Raw genomic sequence first — 19,761 nt, 5'->3', positions numbered from 1 at the left:
TCAACTCCCTTCGCCCGCGCCCCGGATCAACTCCCGCAGCCGCTCCCATCCCCGCTCGTACGCGAACGCCTCCTCGCCCCAGCGCAGCGCCGGCACCGTCCGCACCAGCCCGGAGGAATCCCGCTCCAGGACATGGACCTCGGCGATCCGGCGGCGCCCGGCCCGGTCCCGTACGAGATGCAGGACCACCGACAGCGCCGCCGCCAACTGGCTGTGCAGCGCGGCCCGGTCGAGGCCCGCGGCCGTACCCAGTGCCTCCAGGCGGGCGGGGACGTCGGCCGCGGCGTTCGCGTGCACGGTTCCGCAGCCGCTGTCGGATAGCAGGAAAGATTTCAGTCGGCACATTGCTGACCAGGGCGCTGAAACCTTTTGCGAGGTGACCTGCAACACATTCACCGCACGATAGATTTCAGTGCCCGATCCGAGCGCAGGGTAGACATCGCAGGTTCGTCACTCACCGTCAAAGGAGCGGGCCAGCAAGGTTCGACGTATCTGAAGCATCGACGTAGCACGGCGCGTTCGACGGGGTGGGGCACTGGCCTGATCGTCGGCGCAACAAGCCGGGTCCCTACCGCAGAACCCGACTGTCGCGCCTCCTCACGGAGGGCGCATTACCCGCGCCAACTCTACGATTCCAGCCAGGAGTTGTCGCCGTATCCTGTGGCAGCCTTTGCGCCATGTCTCATTCAGCGGCAGCGCTCGAACCGGGAGGCCGGGCATGCCGCGACGCGGTGAACGGCGCCGGGACTTCCGGCACGAGGAGCCCGTTACGAGGCCAGAGAGGATCGGCATCCGGCAGGTCGTCACGCCAGACTCCCGGGGAGAAACGGGTCCTGCAACTCGACCCGTTGCAGTTCGCCTGCCAGACGCTCGCGGCCGAGATTAAAGATGAGCGGGTCTGATACGTCGACCTGACGGGGCGCAGGATGGACACGGCCAGCAGCCGCCTCCAGAGGCTGCGGCTGATCCGCGTGTTTGTCGACGAACAGCTGGCTGGCCGGGGGCCGGAGACGTTCCTGATCAGGGCGGATCCGGATCTGTTCAAGATGCTGCTGGCCTGGACGAAGTCGCTGTCGACCCAGTGGCCGCGTGGGTCGACTCGTCCCGGGACCTTCGCGGCGAACATGTGGATCCTGCTCAACCAGCGCCAGCGGCACCCCAACCGTGACCTTGCTCCGCAGCTGGCACAAATCGCTGCGGCCACGATCATCGCCTCGCTCCACCGCGACAACCAGATGTTGCGAAATCAGCACCACCCCAACGGCACCCTCACTCCGCTTCCACTGTTCAAGTAGGCCCGAGCGAGACCGGATATAACCCCCGATTGCCGAGGTTGACGGGTGGACGCACTATGAGTACATGAGCGACCGAATGGATCGCCTAATCGAAGGGTTCCGGGATGCCGTGAACCATATGCCGGAGCTGGCGGAAGAGCTTCCGGATGACGTTGACGCCTACGACGTCGGTTACGAAGCCGGCCGCGCGGCTCTGGCACCGATCGCCTGGGCGCGGGCGGTCGGAGACCGGGTCCAGACCACCGAGCTCACGGAGATGCTTGGCCTATCCCGTCAGGCTTTGCAGAAGCGGGTCCGGAACCACACCTTGATCGGGTTGCCCGGGAAGCAGACCACCCACTATCCACAGTGGCAGTTTGACTTCATGCGAGGCGAGATCCTCCCTGCCGCGGAGCGCGTGCTCCGAGTCTTTCGCTCGAACGGCGAATTCGACCCCTACATGATTGCCGCCTGGATGAACGAGCCCTGCGCCGAGCTCGAAGACGCAAGGCCATCTGATCTGCTTAAAGATGAAGGGAGGGTTGAAGAGCTTTTCGAGCTAGTGAGAGTTGTCGCAAAGAGGTGGGCTCAATGATGTCACGCGCCCCTCAAAGCAAGAAGAAGATCACAGAGCTCGGAGACCGTTTTCCCTCGCTCCAGATCGACTCCTCACGGACTCTCTTCCGGTCGCACCGCTCTTGCTTTGGGGCCTTGCACTACTGCACTTGCGGTTACTGCCGGTTTGATCCGCCCAAGAATATGAGGACCGAGTACGGCTGCTGCTGCACCGCTGACACCCCTGAAGTTGCCTTGTTAGAGCATCTCGCCGGAACAAAAACCGTCTCCACGACTTGGGCTGCCGATCGAAGAATTTCAGAGGTCACAGCGAGGAGGCCGCACCAAATTGCAGACATTTCTGATACTCACCTTGGCGCCTGGGGCATCGGTGCAGAAATCCAGGTCGGGACAAATCGGCGGCAAACGCAAAGCTGGGGCCGGGCCTTCAGGAAGGCTGGCTTCGAGGGCATCCGACATAGATCGCGGCAGGCGAACGCCACCGACCCTAGCTGCGTTGCCTTCTTCGGGCTGCCCGGCGAGCGCGATGACCTCCTCAGCTGCCAACGGCCCTTGCCCATTGGATGGACTCTGCTCAGGGAAGTCGAGCGAAAGTACGGCATCCAATGCTTCCCTCCAGCTCCGCTCTTCGACTGAGCTTGCAGATGGAGGTTTTATGATCGGCAAGCCGTCGCGACGGCGTGCCCCTGGAGCGGAAAATATCGTCGGATGCTGCTCGCATCCACGCTTCCGCTGACCTGCCGTTGATTGCGTGTCCCGGGTATCAAAGAAATCCCGCATCATCGCAGGAGTTGGGGAATCCTGGGCGGCTCCGTGAGACACATCCCGAGCGGACACAGTCTCCCGGCGGCGACCGCGATGCAGATCCTGGCATACCTCGCCATCCCCAATCACCGTGGCCACCCAGTGAGCCGATGGGCGCCACCGATTTATTGACAGGACCAAGGAGCGACTGGGCCCCGCGTGTTTCTGGATGTGCGTTACAGACGGTTGATACCTGATGGCAGTCGCAGGTGCATGTTTCTCCCCAGCATGCACCTGTTTGATATTAGTGATCCACAAGGCTTAGAGAATGGACAGGGAGTATCCTCCGGCAGGTGATCTTGACCGTTTGTATCGCGCAGCGACAGAACGATCTGACCAATTGAAGCGCAAAGATACCACCCATGAACAACTCAATTGACATCGCCCAACAATCTCCCGACATCTTGCTGAACATTTGAAGCAAAACATCGGAGGATCATCATGCTCCTACGATACACTTTCTCCTGAGACAGGATACTTTCAGGAGTGATCTCCGGATCATCCACTCCGTGAATGAAGAGATTACGTAACTCTCGAATCTTATTCAGGTCGGCATAGGTGCAAGTTTCCATACCGGGGACCCATCCCGTGACAGGAAGGACCGTGACGAACGGACTGCTCCCGAATACCCTTCCAGATTCGATGCAGTCCAGGAACTGTTTAGTCTTGTACCACTTAGAATTCAGTTCGTCGCAGATATCAGGCGGCAGCACCTCTGCCGCCATGGCGCGTCGCACAATCTTCTTGACAAAATTCTCAAAGAGAGTCCACTGGAAGCAATAGCACGTGTAGTATGCAAAATTTTGCATATCATCGGGGACCCGCCTCGGTGCCGCGTCATCCTGGTCGGAGAATATGCCAGTCGTGGCCATCCAGTTGAGGCTATTGACAGCAACGACGCAAAATCTCCTAAACTGCTCGTCGGTCCGCTCGTCTCGCAGGGCCTCACGCACCACGTCATGTTCAGGAATCTCCCGATGGGCCTGTTTCAGTTTATCGTGGTTAGAACCATAGATGTTGGCCGCATGGAAGAACCTGTCGACGCGAACCGAGAAGTACGCATAGTTCTCGAACTCCTCAAGGACAGACGGGGCCATCTGCCTCCCCAATCATGAGCGCCAATATCCCGGCTCCCATCCAACCACTTTGTGACGTCAGGTGACATGGTGTCGCAGAGAGTTGCTTCAGCAGGTTCTAGTCAGGTGGCCGAGGGGGACGGTGCACTGTTTGCACCCTTTACCCTCACAGCGGACGGCGGCGCCGTCGCGCGTCAGGAGATCGGGACCGTCGCAAGATAGTTACGGAGAGCGAGAGCTACATGTCTGTTCGCCGTAGCCATACGACAACAGGGCCGCATCCAACTGCTGGATCGTCGCATCACGGCGTGCCGGGGTTTTAGCCAGCTGCGGCCTGGCCGTCTTCCTCCTCAGGGTTGGGGCATTGGTCTCTTGGGGGAGGCAAAGGGTTCTCGTGCCACTTCGTGTCGTACGTGCTCTGCGCGTGCTCGTTGATCACGATGGTGTCGAGGAGGGGGCGGTCGATCCGCTCCGCGCCGGTGAGCAGCGCGTCGGCGGCCGCCTCGCGGATGAGTTCCGCCAGAGAGCTGATGTTGCCTCCGGTACGGCGGTACAGATACTTCCACTCGCCGACGAGCGTGTTAGGCCGATGCTTGTACAGGACGAGGGCCTCTTCCATCGCGGTGATGACGGAGACCCAGTCGCCTTTCTCTTCCCTGGTCCGGATGTTGTAGGGGGTCATGTGGAGGAGGGTGTTACGGCCGGCGGTCTGGGTGGCGCGGGCGTCGCCGGTGCCTTCGAGAAAGAGGCCGGATTGCTTGAGGTCGACGCCGGTGTAGATGAAGGTGGCTGCGGTGTGGTTCGCGATGTGCTTCAGATGGTCGTTGACGACCTTGCCCTCCTTGAGGGAGAGGTCCATGAAGTGGGCGTCGTCGATGATCACGAGTTCCACGCCGACGCGGCGCATGTTTTCGAGGACGAGGCGGGTGATGTCGCTTTTGGTGGCGCCGGAGCGGTAGGGCTGGGCGAGGTACTGGGCGAGCGCGATCGACAAGTCCTTCGGGGTGGCCTGGGAGGGGATGTTGATGTAGACGACGGGCGTGTAGTCGATCAGCCGGCCGTCGAGGACGTAGCGCTTGTCGAAGCGGTCGGGGTGGTTGCGGCGCAGTCCGTGCTCGAAGTCGTAGGCGAACGTCTTGACCAGGGTGGATTTGCCGAGGGTGGCGGGGCCGTCGAGAACGATGCTGCGCCGGGCACCGGCGGGCTGGAAGGCGTTGGTCATCATCCGGCGGCGGATCTGGTGGTGGATGGTCTGCATCTGGCTGGTGCGGACGATGACCAGGGCGCTGTGGTGGGCGGCTCGGGCCGCGTTGTGCAGGCGGCGTTCCTCGTCGTTGAGCTGTTCGTAGACGGCCAGGGGCAGCAGGACCGGCTTGGGCGGGAGGACGTAATCGAGGTATTCGCGCCATTCCTCCTTGGTGCGCGGTTCGGACAGGCCGGGGTGTCTGAAGTCGCCTGATCCGAAGGCCTCTTCGGGCTGGTCGTCGAAAGGGTCGGGGGTGAGCATGGCGGTCAGCCCTCCTGGCTGGTGTGGGGGTTCCAGACCTCGGCGGGCTGGACGGTGAACGGGTCGAAGTCGTCGTCTTCGCCGCTCAGGTCGGGGACGGCGTGCAAGGCAGGGACGGTCGGCCTCGCGGTGTCGGCCGCAGGGAGCGGCGGTGCGGCGGGGACGGCCGGGGTGGAGCGTGCTTCGTCCTGGGCCTGGGCCTGGGCGCGGTGCCGGTCGCGGGTGTGGCGTGTGCGGTCGGTCTTGGTCCACGTCTCGGGGGCGTCGGTGCGGTTTTGCAGGTCCCACAGGGCTGTGGCGATCTGCTCCTGGTAGTCCTTGTCCTTCGGGTCGCCGCCGCGGAGTTCGACCAGGCGTTTGGCCTCGCGCAGGGTGATATCGGTGAAGGGCTGCAGGTCGCTGAGTGCTTTGGTCCACCGCAGCGTGTACCAGGTGTCGTCGCGGGGGTTGTGGAAGTAGGCGTGCAGCAGGTTGCGCGGGTCGTAGCGGATGGGCCACTGCCCGTTGTCGTAGGGGGACTTGGCCCGGCGAAACTGGTAGAGCACGTCCGCGTTGTAGACCAGGTAGTTGAGCTCGACGCCGTAGGAGTTGATGGTGCGGCCGTTGTCGGCGATGGGCAGCAGTTCGTAGTAGATCTTGGGGTCGCGGGGGCAGTCGACGTAGCCGGCCGAGCCGAGTGCCATGGCGTACGCCTCGTTGGGTGAGACGTGCAGGTCGGGGAAGCCGTGCAGGTGCAGCCCGGAGTGGTGTTGGTTCTGGTAGACGGTGACGACGTATTCGGCGAAGAACTCGGCGATCTCGTCCAGGGTCCAGCGGGCTTGCTGTTCGACGTTCTTGCCGCGGTGGGCAACGTTGAAGCCCTTGTAGCCGGCGACGTGCATGGAGAACTGTTCCCGGATCGTCCCGAACAGGCGTTCCACGTGGGGTTTGTCGGTGGGCTTCAGCTTGCGGGCGTCCTGCAGGTCGATCCTCCATGTGCGGCAGGCGCGCTTGACGACGTCGGACTTGTAGGGCTTGCCGTGGTCGTAGAGCAGGGTCTCCGGGTAGATGACGGGCCGGGCGGCCGCTTCGGCGAGGCGTTCGTCGACGCTGAGGTGACGTTCGTAGGGGACGCGGAGCATCTGGTAGCGCAGGGCGTCGGCCCATTCGGGGCGCATCGGCTCGGGCGTCATGACGTCCGCGAGGAGCAGGCCGATGTCGATGGCCTTGGTTCCCAGCGGCGTGAGGCGCCAGGCGAGGATGCAGCGGGTGGCGATGTCGATGGCGATGGTGAGTTCGACATTGTAGGTGTCGTTCATCGCGGGGTCGTAGGCCAGGACGTCGAGCGGAGTGGTGTCGAGCATGACGACCTGGCCGGGCCGGTGGGCGATGACGTTGCCGAAGGTGCGGTCGGGCTGGTTGGCGTCCGAGATCCGCTGGTAGGCGGGGTCGGAGGGACCGCGGTGGAGGAGGAGTTTGACCGCGCGGCGGAAGGTGTCCGGCTTGGGCAGGGGGACGGTGCCGGGGCCGTAGTCCTCGTCCAGGCGGTTTTGGCAGCGGCGCCTGAAGCGGGTGGAGACGCTGGAGGAGCTGTCGAGGCGCTCGGCGGCGGCCTGCTCGCGGATCGCGGTGATCACCCGTTCGTCGATGTTGCGCAGCGGGTTCTTCAGCCGGGCTTTACGGCCGTCGACCAGACCCCACAGGCCCTTCTCCTCCCACGCGCCGAGCAGTTGCCAGACACGGCGCTCCGTCAGGTCCAGTTCCGCCGCCTTGGCCGCGACGCGGTGTGTGAGCAGGAGGTCGGGGTGATAGTCCGGGCGGGGCTCGCCGGGTTCGGCCTCGAAGGGGGAGCCGGAGCGGTAGCCGGTGGTGGCCTCGTGCAGGTGGGCTTCGAGTTCCAGGGCGTTCTCGCGGGCCTGTTTGTTCTTCAGGGTCTCCAGAACGCCGCCGGGATCGAGACCCACGGTGTCTTTGCCGGCCTGCTCCGGCGGTGCGGCCAGGGCGCGGAAGGAGGCGTCGGTCAGCAGGATGGTGAGCATGATCGTCTGGTGGTGTCCGGAGATCGAGCGGAGCCGGACCAGGGCGCCGGTGAGGCCGGTGACCTGGTGCTGTTCTTCCTCGAATTCGATCCAGTCTTCGGCTGCGATGCGGTAGCGCTGGTCCATCAGGCGGCGTGCTCCGGAGCGGGCGCGGCCCACACCTGGGTGTGGTCGCGGAGCGGGCGGGTGAGGTCGAACAGCAGGCGGTGGTGCCACATGAGGTGGTAGGTGACGGCTCGTTCGATGTCCGGTTCGGGCCACAGGGAGAGCAACTCGGCGATGCTGAGGGGCTGCTGGGCGCGGAAGAGCAGGACGTGAGCGACAGGGGCCGCGGCGTTCAGGGGTCTGCGGTAGCCGGCGAGCCATTCGACAGTCGCCCATAGCTGCGCATCCGGCTCGCCCACCATCGTGTAGTCCCAGCCGAGCTGCCGGCAGGCGGAGGCCGTGCGGGCGGCCTGGAGACGGACTTTGGGTTTGCCGATCTGTTCGGGGTTCTTGACGTCCAGCAGCAGCACGGAACCGTCGGTGCGCCGCACGAAGAGGTCCGGGTAGTGGGTCCAGGTCCCGTCGGCGTCGACGCCCTCGAAGATGAACGGCTGGGCCGCGAAGCAGTCGACCTTCTCGTCGAAGTCGAGGATTTTCATCCAGCGGGCTTCCAGGAAGCTCTCGTAGTCCAGGACGGTGTCGCTGCTGGCCGCCCAGTAGGAGCCGGGGGTGTGCTCCTGCCCTGGGTAGGTGGGGAAGTCGCGGGCCGGCTGGCAGGTCTCGAAGCGCACCTCGCGGGCCTGGTCTGCGGGAAGGAGGCGCTCGATGCCGCCGGCGTCGTAGTAGTGGAGGTACAGCTGGCGGGACGCGTGCCGTACGGGCCGCAGGGTCTGTGTCTTCCTCGGGCTCATGCCGCTGTCTTTCCTGAGGTGGGGGAATCGAGCAGGGCCTGCCCATAGGCGGTCAGGCGGCGGGCGACGGCCTCAGGCAGCCAGGTGGCGAAGCGCCGCCCGCCCTCGCGGACGGAAGACCTGCTGGCAGGTATCCACAGGTCAGGGGCGTAGGCGGGGGCTTCACGGACATCGCCGCCGGTGAAGTACTGCCAGATCCAGGCGGCAGCATGGCGGCGGCGCTGCACGGTGACGTCGTGCCCCAGTGGGTGGCACACCTCGAACAGCACGGCGTGCGGGACCGTGGTCAGTGCAGCCAGCATCCGGCGGCGGGCAGCGTAGTCGGTCAGGCTGCGCTCGACGGTGCGGGCACCGAGTCGTTCGATGTCCTGCCAGAAAGCTCCCGCGTCGCTGATGCGCTGGACGAGCGTGTTCGTCACGCGGGCGGCCTTGGCAGGGTCCATGGCCAGCTCGGTGGCGGCCTGCTGCCAGCTGACGGCGCCCGCGAGCCGGGCCAGGGCGAGAGCGGCCAGGCGCCTTCCACTCGTGGCGGCGGTGCCGGGCAGATGCCGGGCGAGCAGTTCCGTGTAGTCGTCGGCGTCCGCGAGGTGGGGCAGGTGGTCCGCGGTGAACGAGGGCAGGGACTGGGGGCGCCTGGCGAGGACTCCGGCGACACGGGAGGCGGGCAGGGCAGCGGCACGTAGCAGGGGATCTAGGCAGACAGGGCGGGGTATGGGCCGTAGCGGGTCACTCTTGCCGGGCGTGCGGCGCAGGGCGACAGCCCTATCCATCCACGGGGCCAGGAAACTCTGGCAGGTGCCGGGGTCGGGGGCGAGGAGTGCTGGTGCACTCAGGGCGAGTACGGCTGCGGCGTGCGCGGCACTGGGCGGGCTGGCCTGCAGCTGACTGCCCGCGCCGCCCCGGCTGGCGCGCTCCCGCTCTTGCTGGTCGGCCGTGAACGCGGCAGCGGCCGTATCGGGCAGGGTGGCACACGCGTCGATCTCGTCGGTGGTGGCCACCAGCCGCACCACGGCGGCGGTGAACCGCAAGGCGGCGAAGAACTCCGCCGCGGTCACAGGGCTGCCTGCCACCCGGGCGGGACCGCCGTCGGCGATGTCGAGGATGCGCTGCTGTAAGTCGGCGAGCTCGGCCGGGACGGGCACGGTGGGCAGTGCGGCCAGCTTCTGGCTGCACAACCCGGCCTTGCGCCTCCTGCTCGCGGGGCGTCGGTTGTTGCACCGGTCCAGGTCGGATATTTCGTACCGGGTGGTCAGGCCGCGGGGCTGGCCGGCGTAACCGGAGCCGAGACGCGCATGGCACTGCCGGCAGGTATCCACCAGCAGGACATGGTGCTCGGGGCACACAGCGGCCACGCCCAGGCGCCACCACAGCGGCCACACCGGAGCGAAAGCCAGGCATTGCGGGCACGCGCGGCTGGACGTGAACAGCGCCCACTCCCGGTTGCGGAGCCTGGTATGGCTCTCCTCCCGCTGTGCCGGCTGGTCGTGCCTGGTGAAATCCAGCACGGTGCCCGCATACCGCGACAGCTGCATCGCCTCGATCACATGCTCGTCCAGGCCGGTGGCCGCCCCGACGCCCTGGAGGCCTCGCCGCGTGAGCGCGGTACCGAACCACAGCGGCCGTACCCCCGCGTAGCCCGGGTGGCATTCCAGACCCAGCGCCTGCGCGGCCCGCCCCGGGGCGATCTGCCAGTCGGCTGCGGCGCGGCTGAGCCAGGACGGGAACGACTCACCCTCGACGGGAACCGGCAACGACGGAAGCCGACGCGGCAGCCCTCCGTTGTTCACCAGCACCCACCCTAATATGATCTTGTAGGAGATCTCCTACAAGCGTGGGACTGTACTACGGTCTGGTCTGTGGCGAACAGCAATCCCGATGCAGGCGTCCCGGCTCAGCGGCTGGCCTTCGGGCGCCGTCTTCGGGTTCTGCGTATGCGGGCGGGAATGACCCAGACCGCGACGGCGGCCGCGGCGGGGATGGACCGGTCGTTTTACGCGGAGGTCGAGGCCTCGGTCCACAGCATCTCCGTCGACCGCATCCCCGCACTGGCCAGGGCTCTGGGCGTGACCCCCTCCGAGCTGTTCCAGGACATGGGTCCGGACCGGCAGTAACGGACCATGTTCATACCGGACCCAGGCGTCCGCCCGCCTGCCCCGCAGGCCGGGGCGCCACGCCGGCTGCCTGCCGTTCCCCTGCCCGGCACCAGGGAGTCGCTGCCCAGCTGGATTAACCGGATCGGCCTGCTCTACGGGACACGCCAGCCGGACATCCTGGCCGCCCTGGGACTTGCGGCGCGAGGAGAGATGCGCCCGACCACGGCGGGCCTGGGCCTTGCTCCCGCGTCCGCGGACGCGCTCGGCGCGGCGACAGGCATACTCGCGGAAACGATCAGCGGCATGCTGCTGTCGCGTTTCGCCGCCACCGCTCTGCCCAATCTCCCGTCCGCGCCCTACCGCCGTCCGGGAGAGCTGACCGCGTGGTCCGCCGGGGCCTGGGTTCTTCGCCGCCACTCCAACTTCTGCCCCAAGCGCCTTGCCCAGGACGGTCAGTGGCGGCTGGAGTGGAAGCTGCCGTGGAGCTTCGCCTGCCTGGACCACAGGGTGTGCCTGCGCACCTGCTGCCCGCGGTGCAAACGGGTCCAGAGTGGGCTGTGCTGGAGCTGGGACAGCCGCGTGTGCCGACTACGGCGGCTGGCACCGAACGCCCGGCTCCTGAACCTCGCCCGGCATCCTGAAGACGGCTCAACCACCGTGTGCCGTGGTCGCCTGGACCAGGACGTGGCGGTCCCGGTCGCCGATGCGCGAGTTCTTGAAGGGCAGAAGCGGCTGCTGCGCTGGCTTTACGGCACGCCTGAAGAGTCCGCCCGGGAGACGGAGTTCGCCTCGCTGACCGCCCTCGCCGCCCAGCGTCTCACCCCCGACATGCTGTCCAGGGCCCAGGAACCACTGCGGCCTGTACGGTTCTTCGACGACACGGGTACCGCCTGGCCTGAGGTGGAGCCGGAGCTGTCGCCGCTGTGGACCGACCCTCTGCGCATGGCCGGCGCCGCACGCGTGGCCCAGCGTCTGTCGACGCACGAGTTCCGCCCACAACGGTCGGTACAGTGGCTCAAGGTCAAGCAGCCGCGCTTCGGAGATCCGTTCGCCCATCTCATGGGTTACGGGCAGCAGTTGCACGGAACCTCCCTGGTTTTCGGGCCGTTCTGCCACGACACCGCGCACCTGCGCGAGGCCCTACGCACCGACCTGGTGTCCCTGCCTTACCAGGGCCCCGCCTACGTCAACGCCCTGTCCCCCTACCGACTGCACCCAGAGGCCCGGAGCAGAGATCAGCCGCACTCCCATGGCAGCTCCCGTGGAGCCACCCGTCCTCAACACCGTGGTGAAGAACCTCACCCTGCTCGGCGAAGCGCTGGAGCATCCCCGGCAGACGCGGAGAGGCACGGCTTCCCAGGAAGAGCACCGCTCGCAACGACGCCGCCTGCCGGCCGTCCCGTCTCGGAGCAGGCCACCTGAACAGCCCAAGCCCGACATCGTCAGACGCTGTGCCCTCTCAACCCGCGCTGGAGCCCTGCTGATGCACCTGCTCCCTGGCGTGGACCGACGTGAAAGAGGCGTCTGCCAGCTGAACACCACCGCGGTGCGTAAAGCAGCACCGGGCGAGAGATTCGACACCCGCGAGAGCTGGTGCCCGTCCGCGGACCGTTCCGATCGTTCCGATTCCCGTTCCCTGCCCGCCGCGGCCAAGAGCGGCTCCAGAATCACGGCAAGGAGCAGAAGGGCCCAGCATGCTCGTCTCCCCTCCGCTGCCCAGGCGGCTACCGGCCGTCCCCCAGCCCGCAGCCGTGGAGTCCTTCTTCAGCTGGGTCGACCACCTCGGCCACTCCTACGAGGTGGACCGTGCCTCGATGATGCGCGCCCTGGGCCTGGCACAGCGCAATAGACCGGCGCCCGCACGGGACCTTATCCGGTACACGATGCGGATGTCCGAGGACGCTGGCCGAGCCGTGAGGGCAGCGACCGGGCTGGCGGGCAGCGACCTCTTCTTCATGACGCTCCCCTACCTGGACATGTGCTACGGCTACGGCCGTCGCTCCTCCAGAAGGCCGAAGGAGACCTGGGCGTTCTGCCCGCAGTGTCTGGCGCCGGAAGGCCGGTGGCCGCTGTGGTGGTACGAGCGGTGGGCCGCGGCGTGCCCGGTGCACCGCTGTTACCTGATCTCCCGCTGTCCCCACTGCGGCACCCCATTCACGCCGGAGCGAACGGCCTCGCACCGGGGCGAGTCCGGCCGGTGCTGGGGGTTTGGCGACGCCCCCGCGTCAGGGCGCCCACCGGCTGCCCTGCGCAAACACTGCGGCACACGCCTGTGGGAGATCGACACCAAGCCGGTCAGGGACCCGGCCGTGCTCCATGCCGTCGAGCGCCTGCGCGACAGCGTCACACCCCCTGCTCTGCACACCCTCGGCTCGTGCCTGAGCACCTATCGCGTGCTCGACACGCTCCTCGACCGGCAGGTCGTCAGGGTCCGTTCGTTCCACAGCCCAGACCCCCTGCTGCGGCGCCGCTTTGCCTCGCAGCGGAGTGCCGCCCGGGGCCGGGGCGATAACTTCAGCGGTTTCCTGGACCCCCGCAACATGACCGCTGACGGCATCGACGACTCTCTCCGTGACCCCATCTCCAGGGCCTGCCGCCTCAGTGTCATCGGCCGGATCCTGACCTCCGACAACATGAGTGCCACCGCTCATGACCTCCTGGAGATCCTCCGCTCCACGAACGCGAACACCAGTTTCATCCCGCAGTACCAGGGCGCGCAACCAGCCAGGCCCGACCTCGACGGTTTCCTCCGGGCCGTCTTCGACCAGGGCGCCCCCTACTCCTCCGAGCACCGCACACCGCAGCCGCCCCCGCCGCGCAGGCCACCCGTCACCTGACAGCTCACGACAAGGCGACGCCCCTCCTGCCCGGCACTCCCCCTCCGCCCACAGCCACCGGCAGGCTCTCCCGCCGCAAGCGCCATCCAAGGAGGATCCCGATGCCGGCGTCACCCGCCCCGGACGAGCCCGCAGCGGATGCGGCCAGGACGCTGCCACGACGGCTGCCCGCCGTGCCGCTGCCTCAGTCCGGCGAGTCGCTGTTCAGTTGGATCGATCACCTGGCCGCCCACTACGACGTGGACCGCACCCAGATCATGAACCGGCTCGGGCTGAAGCCCGCGACCGCACACGCCGCCCGCCTCGCCCGCCACACCGCCGAACTCCCCCTCGCCTGTGCCCGCCCCCTGCACGCCGCCACCGCAATCGACCCCAAACAGCTCCGCGACATGACCTTGTTCGGCATCGTCAGGCAGAGCACCGGCAGACTCGACCGCCATCCCGACTACCGCTGGGCCCCGGAAGAAACCTGGGCCTTCTGCCCCCAGTGCCTCGCACCCCCCGCGCGCTGGCCTCTGTGGTGGTACCACTCCTGGGCGGTGGTGTGCCCGACGCACCGCTGCTACACCGCTTCCTCGTGCCCGGACTGCGGCTCACCGTTCTCCCCGTCCATCCTGCGCAGCGACGCGCCGGGCAGATGCCCCGGGTTCCTGCCCCGCGCCGACAACCCCGTCGCTCTCCCCCCACCGGGCAAGCGCCTCTCCAAACGCCAACGCTGCGGCCGCCCCTTGTGGGAGATCGAGACACCCCCCGCCACCGATCCCGCCGTGCACGCCGTCTTCCACCGTCTGCTCCAGTTCCACGACGAGGAGACACCGAGCAAGGATCTCCAGCAGTGGTACGACGACCTGCGGACCCTGAAGGTCCTCCTCGCGGACCCTCACCCCCTACGCGTGCGGGCCTTCACCAGCACCGACCTCGTTCTCCAGGAACGCTTCACCGCCGAGGAGGGCCCCTCCCCCTGGGAGGACCCCGCCCTCCTCATCAGGTGGCGGCGCTCCGATTCCGGCTTCCTCTACCCGATGCGGCGCACGTCACCGAACACATGGACCGGGCTGCGCGACCCCATCAGCGCCGCCGCCAAGCTCACGGTCATCGCCTCGGTCCTCGACAGCCAGGATCCCGCCGCCGCGGCCCGGGGCGTCTTCGCCGTCACCCACCCCGCCCGGCTCCGCGACTTCGACGACCACCTGCCCTCATACATGTACCGGGCCAGCCCCGGCCTCCGCGAACTCCTCGCCCGGGCCCTCGACCCGCAGGCAGCGGCCCGACTCCCCGAAACGTGACCGGCCGATGACCGCTACTGCCGCCGGTCTCAGCCGCTCCCGCTGTCTGGACAGCGTCAACCTGCGGGCCGCTTCCCCTCAATTCCGGCTGAGCGAAAGCTCAGACACCGGCAGGAGCACGCAAGGAAAGCGCACTTTGGAGTGACGGATCCACGAATTCAAGTCTGCTGTCAAAACGATGCTGAAGATTACTGACCAGTCGGGCAATTGCATTTCCGCATCCGCCGGACTCCAGGTGGACCCGCATCCACTGACGGCCAATTTCCATTCTGACCTGCTGACCGACGTGCAAATCGACCGCGTCGACGTAGATCACATCATCCTTGAACTGCGGGATTCCCCACAATCGGAATGGCTGTCTGGCCGCAAACAAGCTCGCAGCAAACTGCTCCATGTCCGGGATCTCACGGCTGAATCGAATGGCGATCGGGCCGCCACTGAACGTGAACCCGTCATCAGCACTGCCGTCGAGCGGGCTCCACGCCAATGAAGACTGTTCACACAGCTCCACAAGCTTTCGATATCTGCCCACGATGATGTTCACGAACTGAAGGTGATATTCAAAGTCTCCCGTGACTGCGAATCTCCCCATACGGTGAACCGCTTCGTCGAGCCTGCCGATGGAATCCCGGACAGAGACCTGCACGCTGTCGAAGGAGACCGCAGACCGGTAGTTGTCTTCCTGTGAGATATAGGCGAGCAGCCGCTCGGCACCACCACCCGAGAGGTTGATGCTCAGGTCTTGCGCCGGATCACTGGCGGGCAGGAAGTCATGTCCTTGGAATTTCGTTTTGACTCGGTTCGAACTGGCACCCGGCCAAAGGTTCTGCAGATGATTCGACGGCAGCCAGAGCCAGTCCAGCTCTCGGCGACTCTCGATCTTTTCCTTCAGGATGGGGAGGATTCCGCCCATAGGAATTTTCGTGTGGAGGGACCAGAAGCGGCCCTGAAGCTGGTCAATCCACACCTCGCCGTCATTGACGTATGCCCGTTTGATGTAGGCGTCGTCCGTCTCAATGAAATTCGAGGAGCCGAAGATGGTCGCCATGATGTCGTCCGGCGAGGAGGAGCCACTCGGGTCGTGGGCCTCCACCACGATGGTCCTGGTGGGAGAGGACACGTCGCACCCCAAGCGATCGATCATGTCCGCGCGCGTGGTCATGATGCCTCCTCTCCTTCCGGGCCCTCTTCTTCATCGTCGGACGGTTCGGAGGGGTCTCCCAGCTCGGAAGATCCTTCGACATCGGCGAGCAGATCGAGCTGGTTAGGATCGACCGGCCTTCCCCTGCGTCGTCTAGATACCCGCGCCAGTGACTGATACGCGATGGTGCGGCCTCGGTGGTCAAACTCCTCAGGGGTACGAAGTAGCCTTACCACACCTTCAGGCCCACCGCCGGGCACTCGCTCGTAACGATACGTGTCGGGTTCTTCGGTGCTCAGTTGACGCAGAGCCGCTTGGAATCGCTTGGCGATCTGCTGCCTGATCGCCTGTTGGTATCTTCGATAGTGAACGCACAGATCTTCAGCTATCCGGGGTACCGAGACTTCTTCGATCCTTCGGGCCGCAGCCTTAATGAGGTATGGACGCAGCTTGTCAACGAAGACCGAAACGGGCGAGTCGTGATCAAAGTCAATAATTCGCGTCGGCGGTGCAGGCAGCTTGACCGAACCTCCGGGGAAAGCATCCCGGAGAATCTTCGAGGCCTTGTCCGCCCGTCTTAAGCTGACCTCGGAATCGCTGACGGTCAGCAGTGCATAGTCGGCTAAAACGCTGTCGAGCCCCTGAATGACTCGCTCAGACTTATCGGCGAGGCAGACATACAGCACCTCCGATGTCAAAGGCTTCCTGTTGCTGAGTGTAATAGCCGCAGCAGTGACGACGGATTTCGGGTCGATCATTCCATAGCGTTCGGCCTGCTCGTTCTCAATGTTGTTTCCTGACTTGCACTCACAGAAAACGAGATGAGACTCGGCCTCATTGAGCAGGACGACATCAATTGTCACTTTGCCGCCCGCGGAGCAGGCCACGGTGATCTCAAGGCCCACGATCCTGAATCCGGCACGATTCAGCACGGCGGGGTTGATGTCGTTCGGCGCACATAGGCCCAAGAGGGCGTTGACCGGCATCAAGCGCTCTTCCAACGACGCCCCCCTGGCGAATGTGTTTGTGGGTGATGCTAGCGGCTACTCCCGGAAGTCCGGAAGATCTAATATGATCCGATGTTCCTAACTAGAACGTGCGTGCCCATGGTGGCCGTCTGCGGCAAAAGTCGCCGGCTGTGCGATCCGCTGGCCTAATCGGGCGGGCCTCACCGCACTGACCGAAGATCGTGGTTCGCAGGAGCGGCACACAACCGGGCAATGACATGGGGTGGACTAGACAACGTCGGGGTGGCTGTCGATCCATGACAGACCGCCGAGATCGAGGTGGCGGCGGGCGCGAGTGACCGCGACGTAGGCGAGGCGCGCGTCGGTCTCGCTAACCGGCTCCGGGATCGGGCGGCCGTGGGCGTCGTGCTGGTCGGTGTCTTTGGGCGGGGGGAAGTCGTCGGCGATTTTGACGGCGGCCCATTCGCGTCCCTTGGCCTTGTGCGCGGTGGAGACAGTGACGTCGGCGTGCTGCTCGTCGGTGAGTGCGTCGACGGCGGCGAGGATGGCGTCGGGTCCGTGCGTGTCGACGAGATCCACGAAGGGCTGGAGATCGCCGCCGGCGGGATCGTAGGCGGCGTAGTCCTGGAGTTCGCTCCAGGAGGCGAACAGGACCAGTTCCGGATGGTTCGTGCGGCTGCCTTGCTTGAGGTCCTGGGCCGCGAGCGCCAGTGCGGTCAACGTGTTTCCGCCACGGGCCAGGGCGACGCGGTGGCCGTCGGCGAGCAGGCGCAGGACTTCGGTCATGGCGCCGATGTTGGTGCGGCACAGCACCGCGTCGGGGCGGGCGAGGATGCCGACTTCGGTGGGGATGGTGTCGGTGCCGGTCAGGCGGATGGGCGCGTCGGCCAGTTGCAGCCAGCGGTTGGCCTGCTTGGCCAGTCGGGGGCCGAAGCGGAAGGAGCGGGTCAGGGTGAGGTGAGTGGCGTCGAAGCCGGTCATCACGTCGCGGGCGCCGCGCCAGCCGTAGATGGCCTGAGCGGAGTCGCCGACCATGACCAGCTGGGCGTGGTCGCGCTGGGCCGCGAAGACCTGCTCCAGCACCGGGTTGGTGTCCTGGGCCTCGTCGAGGAAGAGGAAGTCCGCGTTGATCTTCGGTTCGGTCAGGGCCCACATTTTCAGGTAGTGGTCGTGTTCGAAGCGGACGGCCCCCTGCTCAGGATTTTGAAGGTCGGCCCAGGCTTTGACGGCGAATGGCAGGACCTCGGTGGCGAGTTGTGCTTGTTCGGCCGGGGTTCCCAGGCCCCTCAGGTGCGGTACGTGGCGGCGGTCCAGGGTGCGGTCGGCGGAGTGGCAGTAGCGGGTCACGGTGCGCAGCACGGTGTGGGACAGGGTCCGGTGGCTGATGTCGTGGTCGCCGATACGGATGGCGCGGGTAAGGCCGAGGGCCTGGCCAGTCTTCCAGGCGGGCCGGCGGGGGCTGTTGAGACGGTGGGTGTAGCGGTGGCCGAGGGCGGCGTAGGCCGTGGCGTGGGCGGTCTTGCAGAGCACCGTGCGGGGGAAACGCGATGAGGCGTCGTGGGCGATGGCCTTGTTGAAGGCGAGGTAGCGGCCGCGGCGCGTGGTGTCGGCAGCGAGTTGGATCAGGGTGCTGGTCTTTCCGGTGCCGGCGCCTGCTTGCAGGACGAGGTGGTGGCCGGCGCGGAAGGTGTCGGCTGCTTCGGTCTGTTCGTCGGTCGGGGTGGGCAAGACGGGCTCCGCTGAAGAGGCAGGGTGGCGGGGAGGAAGAGGATCGTGTCGGTGGCCGGCTCCGTGGAGGGCCGCCGAGGCCCTACTGGTCCGCTGGTACGCGACGGGCGAGAAGGGTGCTGGCCGCGCAGACCAGCACTTCCTCGGCGGTGTGGTGGGCGAGCAGCCTTTCGAGTTGTGCCGTCAGGCGCCGGGCACGCGCTCGTTCGTGCCGGGCGACGGCTGCGGTCACGCTCCGGCTGAGGAAGTCCTGGGGCCGCTGTCCCTCGGCGTCCGCGGCCCGGCGGACGGCCGTGAGGGCGGTGCGGCTGAGCGCCACATTGAGCCGGACCTGGCCTCGATGGTCGGGGTAGTGGGTGGTCAGGACATCGATGGGCAACAGCGCGCCGAGCTGGCGTCGCAGCCGATGCAGTGCGCGGCCGGGACTCCTGGCCTGCTGCACGGCCATCAGCCGGGTGAGCTCCGCGTTGGCGGCCAGCGGCACGGCGCGGCGGGCGCGGTGGAGTTCGGCGGCGGTGGCGGGCCGGGTCAGGGTGACCTCGATGGCGTGGTGCGGTGTCACCGGCAGCCCGCCCCCCGTCCGCGCTCCGACGGGTTGGGGCGCCGGGTGAGGTTGGGCAGCCGGGTGTGGACGTGCTTGTGATGGAGGAGCGGGTCGAAGAGTTCCCAGTCGGCGACCGCCAGGTCCGGGGCCGAGGGAGCGGCGGCGTGCTGCGGGCAGCGCTGAGCGCGCCAGCGCAGCTGCTCGGCGTAGGGCAGGCGGGTGAGATCGTAGACGGCCATCACCGAGGCGGGCAGGGCCAGTTGACCGGTCGCGGTAGTGGCCGGCATCAGGCGCCAGGTACCCGCTGGGGCGTCGGGGGTGAGCAGCGCGCTGGTGCAGCGGTGGCGGAGTCGAGTCTGCGCGACGCACCGGATCTCGTCCACGGGACGGAGAGCGAGGTAGTGGACGTACAGGAGCCGCACCACGGGCCGGGCCGGACGACATACGGCAAGCGTCGCCGCCTCAGCCTCCGGCGGTGCACAGGGTGCGAAGGCCCCGGCATCGATCAGGCGGCGGGTGTTGACCGCCAGACGGCGGCGCAGCCCCGCCAGTTCGGGCGGAGCCGGCGGCGTGTCCCGCGCGGGGCAGAGCACGGCGTGCGCCACCCGGCACCAGCTGCTGCCGTCGCCCGCGGGGTGGGCGACGCCGGAACTGACGTGCCACCGGCAGGAGTCGGGCACCTCGGCGACCGGCAGTTCAGGGGGATGCAGGCGCACGGGCCGCTGATCGACGCCCTGATACCACTCGATCCGGTTGCCGCAGTCACGGCAACGATCGCTCTGGCCGCAGCGCAGGAGCCGGCTGGGACCGTCGGGAGCCACGCGAAGGAAACGCCGTGCATGAACGGTGACGGGGCTGCCGTCCCAGTGCTGACGTGAAGGTGGGGGTGTGGAGCGCATGGGCGCAAAAATGGCGGACGACACGCCGGGAAGATCTCATCGGCGCCGTAGCAGTCCCCCGTCCGGCCGCATCCATGACAACAGGTGTGCGAGCGCACGTTCACGCGTTCGCTC

At 66.6% G+C, this 19,761-nt stretch carries 17 protein-coding genes and 1 pseudogene; 7 read left to right on the top strand and 11 right to left on the bottom strand.

Annotated features, from left to right (window positions below; all coding sequences use genetic code 11):
* A pseudogene (locus ACIQPR_RS44255) lies at nucleotides 1–315 on the bottom strand (ATPase, T2SS/T4P/T4SS family); the annotation flags it as partial.
* A 611-nt stretch (nucleotides 316–926) separates the two neighbouring features.
* Here ACIQPR_RS44255 and ACIQPR_RS44250 point away from each other — a divergent pair.
* The 3 genes from ACIQPR_RS44250 to ACIQPR_RS44240 all read left to right on the top strand — a co-directional run bounded on the left by ACIQPR_RS44250 (nucleotide 927) and on the right by ACIQPR_RS44240 (nucleotide 2,486).
* Entirely contained in the window at nucleotides 927–1,295 is a 369-nt protein-coding gene (locus tag ACIQPR_RS44250) for a hypothetical protein (RefSeq protein WP_403661734.1), read from the top strand.
* Between the two features lie 64 nt (nucleotides 1,296–1,359).
* On the top strand, nucleotides 1,360–1,869 hold the full coding sequence (locus ACIQPR_RS44245; RefSeq protein WP_403661731.1) for a hypothetical protein: 510 nt from the start codon (nucleotides 1,360–1,362) through the stop codon (nucleotides 1,867–1,869).
* The gene (locus ACIQPR_RS44240) at nucleotides 1,866–2,486 is read left to right on the top strand and encodes an RES family NAD+ phosphorylase (protein ID WP_403661729.1); all 621 of its coding nucleotides are present in this window, start codon (nucleotides 1,866–1,868) and stop codon (nucleotides 2,484–2,486) included. Before ACIQPR_RS44245 ends, ACIQPR_RS44240 begins: the two co-directional genes overlap by 4 nt.
* Before the next feature lie 539 nt (nucleotides 2,487–3,025).
* Here the strand turns inward: ACIQPR_RS44240 and ACIQPR_RS44235 are convergent.
* The 5 genes from ACIQPR_RS44235 to ACIQPR_RS44215 form a co-directional block, all read right to left on the bottom strand.
* Entirely contained in the window at nucleotides 3,026–3,751 is a 726-nt protein-coding gene (locus ACIQPR_RS44235) for a hypothetical protein (RefSeq protein WP_403661727.1), read from the bottom strand.
* A gap of 298 nt (nucleotides 3,752–4,049) precedes the next feature.
* Nucleotides 4,050–5,237, bottom strand: a complete 1,188-nt coding sequence (locus ACIQPR_RS44230) for a TniB family NTP-binding protein (protein WP_403661724.1) — start codon at nucleotides 5,235–5,237, stop codon at nucleotides 4,050–4,052.
* Between the two features lie 5 nt (nucleotides 5,238–5,242).
* A complete protein-coding gene (locus tag ACIQPR_RS44225) occupies nucleotides 5,243–7,381 on the bottom strand; it encodes a transposase (protein WP_403661721.1) in 2,139 nt (712 codons plus the stop codon).
* Nucleotides 7,381–8,151, bottom strand: a complete 771-nt coding sequence (locus ACIQPR_RS44220; RefSeq protein WP_403661718.1) for a TnsA-like heteromeric transposase endonuclease subunit — start codon at nucleotides 8,149–8,151, stop codon at nucleotides 7,381–7,383. The genes ACIQPR_RS44225 and ACIQPR_RS44220 overlap by 1 nt, the downstream gene beginning before the upstream one ends.
* Nucleotides 8,148–9,944, bottom strand: coding sequence for a TniQ family protein (locus tag ACIQPR_RS44215; protein WP_403661715.1), 1,797 nt, complete (start codon nucleotides 9,942–9,944; stop codon nucleotides 8,148–8,150). The genes ACIQPR_RS44220 and ACIQPR_RS44215 overlap by 4 nt, the downstream gene beginning before the upstream one ends.
* A gap of 63 nt (nucleotides 9,945–10,007) precedes the next feature.
* On the opposite strand from ACIQPR_RS44215, the gene ACIQPR_RS44210 reads away from it, so the two are divergent.
* The 4 genes from ACIQPR_RS44210 to ACIQPR_RS44195 all read left to right on the top strand — a co-directional run bounded on the left by ACIQPR_RS44210 (nucleotide 10,008) and on the right by ACIQPR_RS44195 (nucleotide 14,367).
* A complete protein-coding gene (locus ACIQPR_RS44210) occupies nucleotides 10,008–10,262 on the top strand; it encodes a helix-turn-helix domain-containing protein (protein ID WP_403661712.1) in 255 nt (84 codons plus the stop codon).
* A gap of 6 nt (nucleotides 10,263–10,268) precedes the next feature.
* The gene (locus tag ACIQPR_RS44205) at nucleotides 10,269–11,666 is read left to right on the top strand and encodes a TniQ family protein (RefSeq protein WP_403661709.1); all 1,398 of its coding nucleotides are present in this window, start codon (nucleotides 10,269–10,271) and stop codon (nucleotides 11,664–11,666) included.
* A gap of 272 nt (nucleotides 11,667–11,938) precedes the next feature.
* Complete coding sequence (locus tag ACIQPR_RS44200; protein WP_403661706.1) at nucleotides 11,939–13,081, top strand: TniQ family protein; 1,143 nt, start codon at nucleotides 11,939–11,941, stop codon at nucleotides 13,079–13,081.
* Nucleotides 13,082–13,182: 101 nt separating this feature from the next.
* Nucleotides 13,183–14,367, top strand: a complete 1,185-nt coding sequence (locus tag ACIQPR_RS44195) for a TniQ family protein (protein WP_403661703.1) — start codon at nucleotides 13,183–13,185, stop codon at nucleotides 14,365–14,367.
* Between the two features lie 100 nt (nucleotides 14,368–14,467).
* On the opposite strand, the gene ACIQPR_RS44190 is transcribed toward ACIQPR_RS44195, so the two are convergent.
* The 5 genes from ACIQPR_RS44190 to ACIQPR_RS44170 form a co-directional block, all read right to left on the bottom strand.
* The gene (locus tag ACIQPR_RS44190) at nucleotides 14,468–15,529 is read right to left on the bottom strand and encodes a hypothetical protein (RefSeq protein ID WP_403661700.1); all 1,062 of its coding nucleotides are present in this window, start codon (nucleotides 15,527–15,529) and stop codon (nucleotides 14,468–14,470) included.
* Nucleotides 15,526–16,494 (bottom strand): hypothetical protein, encoded by a 969-nt coding sequence (locus ACIQPR_RS44185; RefSeq protein ID WP_403661697.1) that lies wholly within the window; start codon nucleotides 16,492–16,494, stop codon nucleotides 15,526–15,528. The genes ACIQPR_RS44190 and ACIQPR_RS44185 overlap by 4 nt, the downstream gene beginning before the upstream one ends.
* 249 nt (nucleotides 16,495–16,743) lie before the next feature.
* Nucleotides 16,744–18,204 carry a UvrD-helicase domain-containing protein gene (locus tag ACIQPR_RS44180; RefSeq protein ID WP_403661694.1) on the bottom strand — a complete coding sequence of 487 codons (1,461 nt, stop codon included), beginning with the start codon at nucleotides 18,202–18,204 and terminating at the stop codon, nucleotides 16,744–16,746.
* An 82-nt stretch (nucleotides 18,205–18,286) separates the two neighbouring features.
* Nucleotides 18,287–18,766 carry a hypothetical protein gene (locus ACIQPR_RS44175; RefSeq protein ID WP_403661692.1) on the bottom strand — a complete coding sequence of 160 codons (480 nt, stop codon included), beginning with the start codon at nucleotides 18,764–18,766 and terminating at the stop codon, nucleotides 18,287–18,289.
* Nucleotides 18,763–19,647, bottom strand: coding sequence for a DUF6083 domain-containing protein (locus ACIQPR_RS44170; RefSeq protein WP_403661689.1), 885 nt, complete (start codon nucleotides 19,645–19,647; stop codon nucleotides 18,763–18,765). Before ACIQPR_RS44170 ends, ACIQPR_RS44175 begins: the two co-directional genes overlap by 4 nt.
* Between the last annotated feature and the right edge of the window lie 114 nt (nucleotides 19,648–19,761).

Origin of the sequence: Streptomyces sp. NPDC091280 (assembly GCF_044768565.1) — a bacterium.
Classification (GTDB): Bacteria; Actinomycetota; Actinomycetes; order Streptomycetales; family Streptomycetaceae; genus Streptomyces.
Note: the sequence above shows the minus strand (reverse complement) of the source record. Positions and strands in the feature narration are given on the sequence as shown.

Excerpts from the sequence above, each read along its gene's own strand:
- ACIQPR_RS44240 (WP_403661729.1), top strand. The coding sequence starts at position 1,866 with ATGATGTCACGCGCCCCTCAAAGCAAGAAGAAGATCACAGAGCTCGGA.
- ACIQPR_RS44235 (WP_403661727.1), bottom strand. The coding sequence starts at position 3,751 with ATGGCCCCGTCTGTCCTTGAGGAGTTCGAGAACTATGCGTACTTCTCG.
- ACIQPR_RS44250 (WP_403661734.1), top strand. The coding sequence starts at position 927 with ATGGACACGGCCAGCAGCCGCCTCCAGAGGCTGCGGCTGATCCGCGTG.
- ACIQPR_RS44190 (WP_403661700.1), bottom strand. The coding sequence starts at position 15,529 with ATGACCACGCGCGCGGACATGATCGATCGCTTGGGGTGCGACGTGTCC.
- ACIQPR_RS44170 (WP_403661689.1), bottom strand. The coding sequence starts at position 19,647 with ATGCGCTCCACACCCCCACCTTCACGTCAGCACTGGGACGGCAGCCCC.
- ACIQPR_RS44205 (WP_403661709.1), top strand. The coding sequence starts at position 10,269 with ATGTTCATACCGGACCCAGGCGTCCGCCCGCCTGCCCCGCAGGCCGGG.
- ACIQPR_RS44245 (WP_403661731.1), top strand. The coding sequence starts at position 1,360 with ATGAGCGACCGAATGGATCGCCTAATCGAAGGGTTCCGGGATGCCGTG.
- ACIQPR_RS44195 (WP_403661703.1), top strand. The coding sequence starts at position 13,183 with ATGCCGGCGTCACCCGCCCCGGACGAGCCCGCAGCGGATGCGGCCAGG.
- ACIQPR_RS44200 (WP_403661706.1), top strand. The coding sequence starts at position 11,939 with ATGCTCGTCTCCCCTCCGCTGCCCAGGCGGCTACCGGCCGTCCCCCAG.
- ACIQPR_RS44225 (WP_403661721.1), bottom strand. The coding sequence starts at position 7,381 with ATGGACCAGCGCTACCGCATCGCAGCCGAAGACTGGATCGAATTCGAG.
- ACIQPR_RS44220 (WP_403661718.1), bottom strand. The coding sequence starts at position 8,151 with ATGAGCCCGAGGAAGACACAGACCCTGCGGCCCGTACGGCACGCGTCC.
- ACIQPR_RS44230 (WP_403661724.1), bottom strand. The coding sequence starts at position 5,237 with ATGCTCACCCCCGACCCTTTCGACGACCAGCCCGAAGAGGCCTTCGGA.
- ACIQPR_RS44185 (WP_403661697.1), bottom strand. The coding sequence starts at position 16,494 with ATGCCGGTCAACGCCCTCTTGGGCCTATGTGCGCCGAACGACATCAAC.